The organism is Vibrio metoecus (assembly GCF_009665255.1).
Taxonomy (GTDB): domain Bacteria; phylum Pseudomonadota; class Gammaproteobacteria; order Enterobacterales; family Vibrionaceae; genus Vibrio; species Vibrio metoecus_B.
Map to the genome: position 1 here is coordinate 544,405 of NZ_CP035686.1, position 11,947 is coordinate 556,351.

The 11,947-nt window shown below is 47.7% G+C and carries 10 protein-coding genes and 16 tRNA genes; 5 read left to right on the forward strand and 21 right to left on the reverse strand.

Annotated elements, in window-relative coordinates; genetic code table 11:
• Positions 1 to 377 precede the first annotated feature (377 nt).
• Complete coding sequence (locus EPB59_RS02505; protein WP_095468790.1) at positions 378 to 1,511, forward strand: flagellin; 1,134 nt, start codon at positions 378 to 380, stop codon at positions 1,509 to 1,511.
• Between the two features lie 266 nt (positions 1,512 to 1,777).
• On the opposite strand, the gene EPB59_RS02510 is transcribed toward EPB59_RS02505, so the two are convergent.
• The 21 genes from EPB59_RS02510 to lolB form a co-directional block, all read right to left on the reverse strand.
• Positions 1,778 to 1,862 (reverse strand) — tRNA-Leu (locus EPB59_RS02510).
• Positions 1,863 to 1,903: 41 nt separating this feature from the next.
• A tRNA-Gln gene (locus EPB59_RS02515) sits at positions 1,904 to 1,978 on the reverse strand.
• A 38-nt stretch (positions 1,979 to 2,016) separates the two neighbouring features.
• Positions 2,017 to 2,101, reverse strand: a tRNA-Leu gene (locus tag EPB59_RS02520).
• Between the two features lie 41 nt (positions 2,102 to 2,142).
• Positions 2,143 to 2,217 (reverse strand) — tRNA-Gln (locus EPB59_RS02525).
• Positions 2,218 to 2,234: 17 nt separating this feature from the next.
• Positions 2,235 to 2,320, reverse strand: a tRNA-Leu gene (locus tag EPB59_RS02530).
• A 22-nt stretch (positions 2,321 to 2,342) separates the two neighbouring features.
• Positions 2,343 to 2,419: transfer RNA gene (locus EPB59_RS02535), tRNA-Met, on the reverse strand.
• Positions 2,420 to 2,444: 25 nt separating this feature from the next.
• A tRNA-Leu gene (locus EPB59_RS02540) sits at positions 2,445 to 2,529 on the reverse strand.
• A 40-nt stretch (positions 2,530 to 2,569) separates the two neighbouring features.
• Positions 2,570 to 2,644: transfer RNA gene (locus EPB59_RS02545), tRNA-Gln, on the reverse strand.
• A 27-nt stretch (positions 2,645 to 2,671) separates the two neighbouring features.
• Positions 2,672 to 2,756, reverse strand: a tRNA-Leu gene (locus tag EPB59_RS02550).
• Between the two features lie 41 nt (positions 2,757 to 2,797).
• Positions 2,798 to 2,872, reverse strand: a tRNA-Gln gene (locus EPB59_RS02555).
• Positions 2,873 to 2,889: 17 nt separating this feature from the next.
• Positions 2,890 to 2,975, reverse strand: a tRNA-Leu gene (locus EPB59_RS02560).
• A 23-nt stretch (positions 2,976 to 2,998) separates the two neighbouring features.
• Positions 2,999 to 3,075: transfer RNA gene (locus EPB59_RS02565), tRNA-Met, on the reverse strand.
• 77 nt (positions 3,076 to 3,152) lie between these two features.
• A tRNA-Gln gene (locus EPB59_RS02570) sits at positions 3,153 to 3,227 on the reverse strand.
• A gap of 27 nt (positions 3,228 to 3,254) precedes the next feature.
• Positions 3,255 to 3,339, reverse strand: a tRNA-Leu gene (locus EPB59_RS02575).
• 24 nt (positions 3,340 to 3,363) lie between these two features.
• Positions 3,364 to 3,449: transfer RNA gene (locus EPB59_RS02580), tRNA-Leu, on the reverse strand.
• 29 nt (positions 3,450 to 3,478) lie between these two features.
• Positions 3,479 to 3,555, reverse strand: a tRNA-Met gene (locus EPB59_RS02585).
• A gap of 277 nt (positions 3,556 to 3,832) precedes the next feature.
• The gene (gene ychF / locus EPB59_RS02590) at positions 3,833 to 4,924 is read right to left on the reverse strand and encodes a redox-regulated ATPase YchF (protein ID WP_055050877.1); all 1,092 of its coding nucleotides are present in this window, start codon (positions 4,922 to 4,924) and stop codon (positions 3,833 to 3,835) included.
• A gap of 10 nt (positions 4,925 to 4,934) precedes the next feature.
• Positions 4,935 to 5,525 (reverse strand): aminoacyl-tRNA hydrolase, encoded by a 591-nt coding sequence (gene pth, locus EPB59_RS02595; protein WP_055050878.1) that lies wholly within the window; start codon positions 5,523 to 5,525, stop codon positions 4,935 to 4,937.
• Positions 5,526 to 5,694: 169 nt separating this feature from the next.
• Positions 5,695 to 6,639: a ribose-phosphate pyrophosphokinase gene (locus EPB59_RS02600; RefSeq protein ID WP_001113134.1), complete on the reverse strand. Its 945-nt coding sequence runs from the start codon at positions 6,637 to 6,639 to the stop codon at positions 5,695 to 5,697.
• A 30-nt stretch (positions 6,640 to 6,669) separates the two neighbouring features.
• Entirely contained in the window at positions 6,670 to 7,542 is an 873-nt protein-coding gene (gene ispE / locus EPB59_RS02605) for a 4-(cytidine 5'-diphospho)-2-C-methyl-D-erythritol kinase (RefSeq protein ID WP_195707087.1), read from the reverse strand.
• Positions 7,539 to 8,156 carry a lipoprotein insertase outer membrane protein LolB gene (gene lolB / locus EPB59_RS02610; protein ID WP_154171485.1) on the reverse strand — a complete coding sequence of 206 codons (618 nt, stop codon included), beginning with the start codon at positions 8,154 to 8,156 and terminating at the stop codon, positions 7,539 to 7,541. Before lolB ends, ispE begins: the two co-directional genes overlap by 4 nt.
• Before the next feature lie 157 nt (positions 8,157 to 8,313).
• Between lolB and hemA the strand changes: the two genes are divergently transcribed.
• The 4 genes from hemA to EPB59_RS02630 are packed head-to-tail and all read left to right on the forward strand — an operon-like array spanning position 8,314 to position 11,938.
• Complete coding sequence (gene hemA / locus EPB59_RS02615; protein WP_055032908.1) at positions 8,314 to 9,573, forward strand: glutamyl-tRNA reductase; 1,260 nt, start codon at positions 8,314 to 8,316, stop codon at positions 9,571 to 9,573.
• Positions 9,574 to 9,602: 29 nt separating this feature from the next.
• The gene (gene prfA / locus EPB59_RS02620; RefSeq protein ID WP_055050880.1) at positions 9,603 to 10,691 is read left to right on the forward strand and encodes a peptide chain release factor 1; all 1,089 of its coding nucleotides are present in this window, start codon (positions 9,603 to 9,605) and stop codon (positions 10,689 to 10,691) included.
• A 3-nt stretch (positions 10,692 to 10,694) separates the two neighbouring features.
• Positions 10,695 to 11,555 carry a peptide chain release factor N(5)-glutamine methyltransferase gene (gene prmC / locus EPB59_RS02625; RefSeq protein ID WP_154171486.1) on the forward strand — a complete coding sequence of 287 codons (861 nt, stop codon included), beginning with the start codon at positions 10,695 to 10,697 and terminating at the stop codon, positions 11,553 to 11,555.
• Positions 11,555 to 11,938 (forward strand): SirB2 family protein, encoded by a 384-nt coding sequence (locus EPB59_RS02630; RefSeq protein WP_154171487.1) that lies wholly within the window; start codon positions 11,555 to 11,557, stop codon positions 11,936 to 11,938. Before prmC ends, EPB59_RS02630 begins: the two co-directional genes overlap by 1 nt.
• Positions 11,939 to 11,947: the final 9 nt, after the last annotated feature.

An 11,947-nucleotide genomic window follows, 5' to 3' on the forward strand; every position in this document is an offset into this window, starting at 1 on the left:
GGCTACCACCAAATAGCCCCAGTTCTCTCAAAGGAAAGGGGGCTTTTCTTTTTCTACCATTTGTTCCCCGTCAATTACTATTTCAACCCTTCACTGCTCATGAATACTCACTATAAAGCGAGTTTACGGCAGTTTTTACCCACCGGCCATCAGTCTGAAAACTTAAGTTAATCTTTCAGATATTTATGCAATTTGCGTGATATCTCTCAAGATGCATAGATTTCGTCAGGTTTAGAGCGAAAAACCATCTTTTTGCTAAAGGATTTATCCACTGAGTCGCTAATAGAAGTAACTTTGAGAGAACTGCTTGGTTTTCCGAGACGTCGGAGACCGTTTGTGAGTTCCGCTACGTCGGAAAATCAATAGGAGATACCACTATGGCGGTGAATGTAAACACCAATGTGTCAGCAATGACAGCACAACGGTACTTGACGAGTGCAACTAACGCACAACAATCGTCAATGGAACGTCTATCTTCAGGATATAAAATTAACAGCGCAAAAGACGATGCGGCAGGTCTGCAAATCTCTAACCGCTTGAACGTGCAAAGCCGAGGTTTAGGCGTCGCCGTTCGTAACGCCAACGATGGTATTTCGATGGCGCAAACTGCGGAAGGGGCAATGAAAGAGACCACCAACATCCTGCAACGTATGCGTGATCTTTCCTTGCAATCCTCTAACGGTTCGAACTCAAAAGCCGACCGTATTGCGATTCAAGAAGAAATTACTGCGTTGAATGATGAGCTTAATCGTGTGGCTGAAACCACTTCTTTCGGTGGCAACAAGCTGCTCAACGGCACTTTCGCAACCAAATCCTTCCAGATTGGTGCGGATAACGGTGAAGCGGTGATGCTCAATATCAAAGACATGCGCAGTGATAACGTTTTGATGGGTGGTAAAACTTATCAAGCGGCGAATGGCAAAGATAAAAACTGGGGCGTGGAAGCGGGTAAAAATGACCTGACGATCACACTGAAAGACAAACGCGAAGGCGATGTGACCATTTCAATCAATGCGAAAGAAGGGGATGACATCGAAGAGCTGGCGACTTACATCAACGGTCAAACCGACATGGTGAAAGCCTCTGTAAGTGAAGAAGGTAAATTGCAGCTTTTCACCGACAACAACAAAGTCGATGGTGCGGCAACCTTCGGGGGCTCACTGGCTGGTGAGTTAGGTATCGGTGCAGCGAAAGATGTCACGGTAGATACCTTGGATGTGACCACGGTAGGCGGTGCACAAGAAAGTGTGGCGATTGTCGATGCAGCATTGAAATACGTGGATAGTCATCGTGCTGAACTCGGTGCGTTCCAAAACCGATTCAACCATGCTATCAACAACTTAGATAACATTAACGAAAACGTTAATGCTTCTACAAGCCGAATCAAAGATACAGACTTTGCCAAAGAGACGACTGCATTGACCAAAGCGCAGATCCTATCTCAAGCATCAAGTTCTGTCCTCGCACAAGCCAAGCAGGCACCCAACTCAGCTCTGGCTCTTTTAGGCTAGTTTGAGTTGATAGGAAAAAACCCAGCTGCAGCTGGGTTTTTTATTGGGTAAAAATCTAGGCCAATCTACAAACCATTTATTTTGATGAGCGGCAATCAAGACGCGATCATAAACAATAACTAAAGATGGGCTTTGTTGTAAGCGTGAGAAATAATAGGAGAATCATGTGCTTTAATGAGTGAGCGAAAGCTTAAACTGATTCGCCTATTCTCTGAAAATGGAAAAGCAGAAAAAACAAAACCTAGCCGAAGCTAGGTCTGTTTATATGGTGCGGAAGAAGAGACTTGAACTCTTACACCTTGCGGCGCCAGAACCTAAATCTGGTGCGTCTACCAATTTCGCCACTTCCGCAAATTGTAGTGATAATTTGATTTCTCAAACTATCGATATAATGGCAGGTCTGCCAGGATTCGAACCTGGGTATGACGGGATCAAAACCCGTTGCCTTACCGCTTGGCGACAGACCTGCAGTATTCTGCACAACGATCGTCGTTGCTTTCAATAATGGTGCGGAAGAAGAGACTTGAACTCTTACACCTTGCGGCGCCAGAACCTAAATCTGGTGCGTCTACCAATTTCGCCACTTCCGCAAATTTTAGTGATAATCCGATTACTCGAATCATCGAAATAGTGGCAGGTCTACATGGATTCGAACCATGGGATGACGGGATCAAAACCCGTTGCCTTACCGCTTGGCGATAGACCTGCAGAATTCGATACATTTGGTGCGGAAGGAGGGACTTGAACCCTCACGTCCGAAGGACACTAACACCTGAAGCTAGCGCGTCTACCAATTCCGCCACCACCGCGTTAAATGCATCAAATTGTAATTGGTGGCTACGACGGGATTCGAACCTGTGACCCCATCATTATGAGTGATGTGCTCTAACCAACTGAGCTACGTAGCCACTCTAAATCCTTTCAGATTTAATATGGTGCGGAAGAAGAGACTTGAACTCTTACGCCTCGCGGCGCCAGAACCTAAATCTGGTGCGTCTACCAATTTCGCCACTTCCGCAAATTGTTTGATGATTTGAATGCTCAATTCATCGAGATAATGGCAGGTCTACCTGGATTCGAACCAGGGGATGACGGGATCAAAACCCGTTGCCTTACCGCTTGGCGATAGACCTGCAGTGATGATTAATATCATCAAATAATGGTGCGGAAGAAGAGACTTGAACTCTTACACCTTGCGGCGCCAGAACCTAAATCTGGTGCGTCTACCAATTTCGCCACTTCCGCAAATTTTAGTGATAACTCGATTGCTCGACTCATCGAAATAATGGCAGGTCTACCTGGATTCGAACCAGGGGATGACGGGATCAAAACCCGTTGCCTTACCGCTTGGCGATAGACCTGCAGAATTCGATACATTTGGTGCGGAAGGAGGGACTTGAACCCTCACGTCCGAAGGACACTAACACCTGAAGCTAGCGCGTCTACCAATTCCGCCACCACCGCGTTAAATGCATCAAATTGTATTATGGTGGCTACGACGGGATTTGAACCTGTGACCCCATCATTATGAGTGATGTGCTCTAACCAGCTGAGCTACGTAGCCATCTTTTCGAGCGAGAGACTATAATACAATCTCGCTCTGACTTCCAATGGTTTTTACCGTGTTGAAAGTTAAGAAAATGGCAGGTCTACATGGATTCGAACCATGGGATGACGGGATCAAAACCCGTTGCCTTACCGCTTGGCGATAGACCTGCAGTGATGATTAATATCATCAAATAATGGTGCGGAAGAAGAGACTTGAACTCTTACACCTTGCGGCGCCAGAACCTAAATCTGGTGCGTCTACCAATTTCGCCACTTCCGCAAATTTTTAACAACCTGATACTTTTGGTGCGGAAGGAGGGACTTGAACCCTCACGTCCTAGGGACACTAACACCTGAAGCTAGCGCGTCTACCAATTCCGCCACCACCGCGTGTTCAAAAGCATCAAATTGTATAAATTTGGTGGCTACGACGGGATTCGAACCTGTGACCCCATCATTATGAGTGATGTGCTCTAACCAACTGAGCTACGTAGCCAAATTTTTGTTTCTCTGTCGAGGCGTTATGCCTTATCGCTGAGAACGGAGCGCATTATGCGGATATGGGTTAGGAGCGTCAACAGTTTTTTTGAATAAATTCTTTGAAACCAACCGTTCGAGTTTTTTTTAAACAAAGAGGCGTGTTTATGATCAAAAACCATCAACAAAACAACAAATTCATTACGCTTTGAGGGGAACAAAGATCATTTTTTTTATGCTGATAAAGAACAAAAGCCAACACTTTGGTTGGCTTTTAGTTTGCAATGAAGCGAGTTTTAAACGTTGAAGCGGAAGTGGATCACATCGCCATCTTTAACGATGTAGTCTTTACCTTCCAAACGCCATTTACCAGCATCTTTCGCGCCTGACTCACCGTTAAATTGGATGTAGTCATCGTAGCCGATCACTTCTGCACGGATAAAACCACGTTCAAAGTCAGTGTGGATCTTCCCTGCTGCCTGTGGTGCTGTAGCACCGACAGGAATTGTCCATGCACGCACTTCTTTCACGCCAGCGGTGAAGTAAGTTTGTAGATTCAGCAGATCGTAACCAGAGCGGATCACTCGGTTTAGTCCTGGTTCTTCAATGCCCAGATCGGCTAAGAACTCATCACGCTCTTCTTCTTCCAGTTCAGAAAGTTCAGCTTCAATGGCTGCACAGACTGCAACAACAGAGGCATTTTCTTGTGCGGCAAACTGAACAACGGCATCCAGATATGGGTTGTTCTCAAAACCATCTTCATTCACGTTAGCAATGTACATGGTTGGTTTTAGTGTCAGCAGGTTTAAGTAACCGACGGCCAAGAGTTCTTCTTTCGTAAGCTTAACAGAACGAGCAGATTGGCCTTCGCTTAATACTGGTTGCAGTTTTTCCAGTACAGTCAGCTCAAATTTCGCTTCTTTATCGCCACCTTTAGCGCGTTTGCTCTGACGCAAAATCGCACGCTCACAACTGTCTAGGTCAGCCAGTGCCAGTTCAAGGTTGATGACTTCGATGTCTTCCAGCGGAGAGACTTTACCTGCAACGTGAACGATGTTTTCGTTTTCAAAGCAGCGCACAACGTGACCAATTGCGTCGGTTTCACGAATGTTAGCAAGGAATTTGTTACCGAGACCTTCACCTTTTGATGCGCCTGCAACCAGACCTGCGATATCCACAAACTCCATGGTGGTTGGCAGAATGCGCTCTGGTTTTACGATAGCGGCTAAGGCATCCATACGCGGATCTGGCACTGGAACCACGCCTGTGTTTGGCTCAATTGTACAAAACGGGAAGTTAGCTGCTTCGATGCCCGCTTTGGTCAGTGCATTAAAAAGAGTTGATTTACCTACGTTTGGCAAACCGACGATGCCACATTTAAAACCCATGACTGTAACCTTATTCAGCTTTGAAAGTGTGTAAACGATTTTGTGCTTTGGTGAGGCCATCCTTCATGAGGATCTCAAGGCAGCGAACAGATTCATCCACTGCGGCATCAAGGCATTCTTGCTCTTTAGCGGGAGCTTTGCCTAGTACATAACCGGCTACTTTGTCTTTATGTCCCGGATGGCCGATGCCAAGCCGTAGACGATAGAATTCTTTGTTGTTGCCTAATTTGCTTATGGTGTCTTTGAGTCCGTTATGCCCACCATGTCCGCCCCCTTGCTTGAACTTAGCAATACCGGGAGGTAAGTCTAGTTCATCGTGTGCCACCATGATCTCTTCTGGCTTAATCTGGTAAAAGTTGGCCAGAGCGGCAATGGCTTTGCCTGAGAGGTTCATGAAAGTGGTTGGGACTAATACTCGTAATTCTTGACCATTGATCAACATACGTCCGGTAAGGCCAAAAAATTTCGGCTCATTTTTTAGCGTAACGTTGTGAATACGGGCTAATTCTTCGACAACCCAAGCACCTGCGTTATGGCGTGTTTTCGCGTATTCAGGTCCTGGATTAGCCAGTCCGACAAGGAGTTTGATTGGTTGACTCAAGGCGAATATCTCTTCGGAAACTCAAAAGCGCGGTATGATAGCACACATCCGCCGTGAGGTGCGAGTCACACAAAAGGCAATAAAAAAGCGCTTCATCAAGGATGAAACGCTTTCGCATCATCGATGCCCCAACTTACCTGACAGGCAGATAGGTTAGGTTATCCAATGATTAGTTAAACATCGCAGAGATAGACTCTTCGTTGCTGATACGACGAATCGCTTCAGCCAGCATGCTTGATAGAGTCAATTGAGTCACTTTTCCTGTCGCCGCCATCTCTTTCGATAGGGTGATAGAGTCAGTCACAATCACTTGATCCAACACGGAATTTTTGATGTTTTTCGCTGCATTGCCAGAGAAAACCGCGTGCGTTGCGTAAGCAAATACGCGTTTCGCCCCACGTTCTTTCAATGCTTCAGCGGCTTTACACAGTGTGCCACCGGTGTCGATCATATCATCGACAATCACACAGTCGCGGCCTTCAACATCACCGATTAGGTTCATGACTTCTGATACGTTCGCGCGTGGACGACGCTTATCAACGATCGCGATATCGATATCACCCAGTGCTTTCGCTGTTGCGCGAGCACGCACAACACCACCAAGGTCTGGTGATACGACAACAGGGTCTTCCAAGTTACGCGCTTTCATATCTTCCAGCAGTACAGGTGTACCGAAAATGTTGTCTACTGGAACATCGAAGAAGCCTTGGATTTGCTCTGCGTGAAGGTCGATAGTCAGAACACGGTCAACACCAACGTTAGAAAGGAAATCTGCAACAACTTTTGCAGTGATTGGCACACGAGCCGAACGCACACGGCGGTCTTGACGGGCATAACCAAAGTAAGGGATAACTGCCGTAATACGGCCTGCAGAAGCACGGCGCATTGCGTCAATCATAACCACCAGTTCCATCAGGTTGTCATTGGTCGGGGCACAGGTGGATTGAATGATAAATACATCGCTACCACGGACATTTTCATTGATTTGTACTGCTACTTCACCATCAGAGAAACGAGAAACAGTAGCATCACCAAGGGAAATGTACAGGCGATCTGCAATACGTTGGGCTAGTTCGGGTATTGCGTTACCAGCAAATAGCTTCATATCAGGCACGGTGGAAACCTCAGGGTTGCGTCCAGTTTTTTAGTAAGGTCGGATTTTAGCTGATTGGTAGTCAGCTAACGTCTTTCTGAGCGGTGAAACATTGCGCCCTTGGGCGACAAACGCTAAGACGTTGTCAGATAATTGAGCAAAGACGGCTTGTGCATCTTTCCTGCTCGAAAACTCAGCAAAAACGCAAGATCCCGTCCCGGTCAATCTTGACGGCGCGTATTGTAGCAGCCATGAAAGTTGCTGATCAACCTCGGGGTACAGTGATCGGACAATTTTTTCGCAATCGTTTTCGTAAGGAGTGGCAAGAAGGCTTGCCAGATCACGCTTCGGCGTATTTCTCACTAGGTCAGAATGAGTAAAAATATCTTTTGTCGCGATGCTGACCGCAGGGCGCACCACTAAATACCATTTTTCCTCGGGTTCTACCGCGGATAATTCTTCGCCAACACCTTCAGCAAAGGCAGCAAAGCCGCGGGTAAACACGGGGACATCGGCACCCAGTGCCAACCCAATCTCAGCCAATTGATCATCGCTAAGTCCAGTCTGCCATAAGTAATTGAGTGCGACTAAAGTGGTGGCCGCATTGGATGATCCGCCACCAATTCCGCCGCCCATAGGCAACACCTTGTGTAGTTTAATGTCTGCACCGAGTGGTGATTGGCTCGCGTTTTTGAGTGCGATGGCCGCTTTGTAAATTAGGTTATCTTCTAACGCGACATTGGCTAGAGCGGGGGATAAGGTGATGTTGCCGCTGTTGTTGGCGGTAATGGTTAACTCATCACCGTGATCGAGAAACTGAAACAAGGTCTGCAGATCGTGATAGCCGTTAGCTCGACGACCTGTAATGTATAGAAACAGATTAAGCTTGGCCGGCGATGGCCATACGGTGGTGCCAGAGATCATGGGAGCAGCGTCCATTGTGATATCACCAGTTGAATCGAGGTTTTATTTTGCTGGAGTTTAAGTTTATCAGGCAGCGGAATGGGCTGATGTTGCCACTCAATCGCTTGGTAACGTTGGTATTCTACGTGCCATTCGGCCGTTGAGGCGAGTTTGGTGAGAGTGGCAAGGGTGTTCTGCTCATTCAGGTCATAATGAGTCGCTTGGGTCGGCAAGCCTAAAATCCAATCTTCGAGTTGTGCAACGGGAATATCCAATCCAGTCAAATTGCGAATCAGGCTTTGTGCATCTTGGTCGCGGAAAATTTGATCATCGTAAGTATCAACTTGGGCTCCTTGCTCGTCCACACGTAGATTGAGAACGGTTTGGCCGAGGAAATTGGTTAAGCGAAGCGAGAGTTGCTGCGGACTTTTTTGCCATTGAAAATTGAAGGATTGCCGCTGATCTGGCGCGATATAACCGAGCTTACCAGTGAGTTGATAGGCTTGAATTTGCTGTAATACGAGTTGATGAGATTGCCACTGAACATTGACCGGTTGTGGTGGTGTGGTGGCACACCCCGCTAGGAGAAACAGACTCGCCACTCCAGGGAGTAGGCGACGTAGGAGAGCATTCATAGTGCGTTTTTTATCCAAACCGAGAACGAAAACGAGCTAACTATATCATTGATCTCACGAACTCAGGAAAACAAATCCGGTCTGCCCTTTCAATCAAAGAGGGCATCAAGTAAAATTCGGCCTCTAGTCCATCACCCTATCTGAGAATTCTCTATAGATGTCTTTGCTTGCCATTGGAATCAATCACAATACGGCGTCGGTAGAATTGCGGGAAAAAGTGGCCTTCGGTCCAGAGAAGCTCTCTTTGGCACTGAATCAGCTTTCTAGCAGTTCACACGTTAAGGGAGGCGTGATCCTTTCAACGTGCAACCGTACCGAAATTTACTGTGATGTGAAATCGGCGAGTAAGAATAAGGTCATCGAATGGCTCTCCCAGTTTCACCAAGTCAGTTTGGATGAGTTAAAACCCAGCTTGTATGTTCATGAAGAGCAAGCCGCGATTCGTCATTTGATGCGCGTGGCTTGTGGTTTGGATTCATTAGTGTTGGGCGAGCCGCAGATATTAGGGCAGGTAAAACAGGCTTACGCGGAAGCGCGAGAAAATCACGCCGTCAATCCCGCGACTGAAAAGTTGTTCCAAAAAACCTTTTCGGTGGCCAAGCGAGTACGCACTGAAACTGAGATTGGCGGTAGTGCGGTATCGGTAGCGTATGCTGCCTGTACTCTAGCGAAACACATTTTTGAATCACTGGCGGATGCCACGGTATTGTTAGTTGGCGCGGGTGAAACCATTGAACTGGTTGCCAAGCATTTGGCGGGGCATCATTGTAAACGGATGATTGTGGCTAACCGTACGCGTGAGCGAGCTTTAGGGCTTGCCGAGCAGTTTGGGGCAGAAGTGATCGCTCTTAATGAAATTCCAGATCATCTCGCGCAAGCGGATATTGTGATCAGCTCTACCGCTAGTCCTTTACCGATTATCGGTAAAGGCATGGTCGAAACCGCGCTTAAAGCGCGCCGCCATCAGCCGATGTTGTTGGTGGATATCGCTGTGCCGCGTGATATTGAGCCGCAAGTCGGTAAGCTCAACGATGCTTACCTCTACTCGGTGGATGACTTGCAGTCGATCGTGGATAGCAATATCGAGCAGCGTAAAGTGGAAGCGATTCAGGCGGAAGCGATTGTCAGTGAAGAAAGCGCAACCTTTATGAGTTGGATGCGTTCACTGCAAGCCGTCGATAGTATTCGTGATTACCGTAAGCAAGCCAATGACACTCGGGAAGATCTGCTGAGTAAGAGCTTACAAGCTTTAGCCGCAGGCGGTGACCCTGAAAAACTGCTTATCGAGTTAAGCAACAAACTGACCAACAAACTAATTCACACCCCAACTCGCGCGTTACAAACCGCGGCGGAACAAGGGGAACCGGCTAAATTGGCCGTGATCAGACAAAGTTTGGGTCTTGACGACTTAAACTAAATCTCAACTTAGAGTTTAAAGAAGCAACTATGAAAGCGTCGATTTTAAGCAAGCTTGAATCCCTTGTTGAGCGCTACGAAGAGGTGCAACACCTCCTTGGCGACCCAACAGTTATTGGTGATCAAAATAAATTCCGAGCTCTATCCAAAGAGTATTCGCAACTGGAAGAGATCACTCAGTGTTTCCAAGCTTACCAACAAGCGAAGGAAGATCTGGTTGCTGCCGAAGAAATGGCACAAGAAGATGACGCTGACATGCGCGAAATGGCGCAAGACGAAATCAAAGCGGCAAAAGCAGCGATTGAGCGTCTAACCGATGAGCTACAAATTCTGCTGCTGCCAAAAGATCCAAATGATGATCGCAACTGCTTCTTAGAAATCCGCGCGGGTGCAGGTGGTGACGAAGCGGGTATTTTTGCTGGCGATTTGTTCCGTATGTACAGCCGTTTTGCGGAGAAAAAAGGCTGGCGCATCGAAGTGATGTCATCAAGTGAAGCCGAGCATGGCGGTTACAAAGAGATGATCGCCAAAGTCAACGGTGACGGTGCTTACGGTACGCTGAAGTTTGAATCTGGCGGTCATCGCGTGCAACGTGTTCCGGCAACGGAAGCGCAAGGGCGTATCCATACCTCAGCTTGTACCGTTGCGGTGATGCCTGAAATTCCAGAAGCGGAAATTCCAGAAATTAAAGCCAGCGATCTGAAAATTGATACGTTCCGCTCCTCTGGCGCGGGTGGTCAGCACGTTAACACCACCGATTCGGCTATCCGTATCACCCACTTGCCAACGGGCATTGTTGTTGAGTGCCAGGATGAGCGTTCACAACATAAGAACAAAGCCAAAGCAATGTCAGTGTTGGCGGCGCGTATTGCCCAAGCGGAAGAGTCAAAACGTGCGGCGGAAATTTCCGACACTCGTCGTAACCTTCTGGGTTCGGGCGACCGTAGTGACCGTATTCGTACTTACAACTATCCGCAAGGTCGGGTGTCCGATCACCGTATCAACCTGACGGTATACCGCCTGACGGAAGTGATGGAAGGCGACATGCAATCACTGATTGAACCGGTGATTCATGAACACCAAGCGGACCAATTGGCGGCACTGGCGGATCAAAACTAATCCATGTCAGTCACCATTGAAGCGGCATTAAAAGCGGCAACCGAGCAACTGCAGCAAAGCGGCAGTGATTCGCCAGCGTTAGATGCCGCTGTGTTACTTTGCCATGTACTGGCTAAGCCACGTTCCTATTTGCTGACTTGGCCAGATAAAATGCTAGAGAAGCCGACTTTGGCTTCTCTAGACGTGCTACTGGCTCGCCGCATCGCGGGGGAGCCGATTGCCTACATCCTCGGTGAGCGTGAGTTTTGGTCGCTGCCGCTGAAAGTTTCTCCTTCCACTCTTATTCCGCGTCCAGATACCGAGCGTTTGGTTGAGTTGGCGCTGGAAAAAACGGCGTTGATTGAAGGCGAACTCCTAGATCTTGGCACCGGAACTGGAGCGATTGCATTAGCATTGGCTTCGGAGCTGCCGCAGCGTCGGGTAACGGGCATCGATTTACGCCCTGAAGCGGCGGAATTGGCGCAGGAAAATGCTACCCGCTTGAGCATTCTCAATACGCAATTTTTACAGGGGAGTTGGTTTAGTCCACTGGCCGACGGTACGAAGTTTGCTTTGATCGTCTCCAACCCACCGTACATCGAAGAAAGTGATCCGCACCTGAGCCAAGGTGATGTTCGTTTTGAGCCCAAAAGTGCACTGGTTGCGAAAGAAAAAGGCTTGGCGGACATACGCTATATCAGCACGCATGCGCCGCATTTTTTGCTCGACGGCGGCTGGCTACTGTTTGAACATGGTTACGATCAAGGCGCTGCGGTGCGCACGCTGTTGCGGGAACTCGGCTACCAAAACGTCACGACCGAACAAGATTATGCCGGCAATGACCGGGTTACATTCGGACAATATAAAATGGAAAGAGAATCATAATGTACGAAGGCTTAAAACATTTCCACCTATTCACGATTGGCATTAGTGTCGTCATGCTATCGATTCGTTATGTGCTGATGATGCTGAATTCCGCGCATTTAGATCGCAAGTTTTTCAAAGTTTTTCCGCATGTTAATGACACCTTATTATTGCTTTCCGGTATCGGTTTGATTTTCATCACGGGATTCATTCCTTTTACCGCTGCCGCGCCGTGGATGAGTGAAAAATTCACCTGTGTGCTGGCTTATATTGCTTTAGGCTTTTTTGCTCTCAAATTTGGCCGCAACAAACTGCTGCGTAGCTTTGCGTTTTTTGGCGCATTAGGCTGGCTCGCGATGGCTGGAAAAATTGCGGTAACTAAAGCGCCGATTCTGTTTGGTTAATCTTAGGAG

Excerpts from the sequence above, each read along its gene's own strand:
- EPB59_RS02505 (WP_095468790.1), top strand. The coding sequence starts at position 378 with ATGGCGGTGAATGTAAACACCAATGTGTCAGCAATGACAGCACAACGG.
- ychF (WP_055050877.1), bottom strand. The coding sequence starts at position 4,924 with ATGGGTTTTAAATGTGGCATCGTCGGTTTGCCAAACGTAGGTAAATCA.
- ispE (WP_195707087.1), bottom strand. The coding sequence starts at position 7,542 with ATGATCTCTGGCACCACCGTATGGCCATCGCCGGCCAAGCTTAATCTG.
- lolB (WP_154171485.1), bottom strand. The coding sequence starts at position 8,156 with ATGAATGCTCTCCTACGTCGCCTACTCCCTGGAGTGGCGAGTCTGTTT.
- hemA (WP_055032908.1), top strand. The coding sequence starts at position 8,314 with ATGTCTTTGCTTGCCATTGGAATCAATCACAATACGGCGTCGGTAGAA.
- prfA (WP_055050880.1), top strand. The coding sequence starts at position 9,603 with ATGAAAGCGTCGATTTTAAGCAAGCTTGAATCCCTTGTTGAGCGCTAC.
- prmC (WP_154171486.1), top strand. The coding sequence starts at position 10,695 with ATGTCAGTCACCATTGAAGCGGCATTAAAAGCGGCAACCGAGCAACTG.
- EPB59_RS02630 (WP_154171487.1), top strand. The coding sequence starts at position 11,555 with ATGTACGAAGGCTTAAAACATTTCCACCTATTCACGATTGGCATTAGT.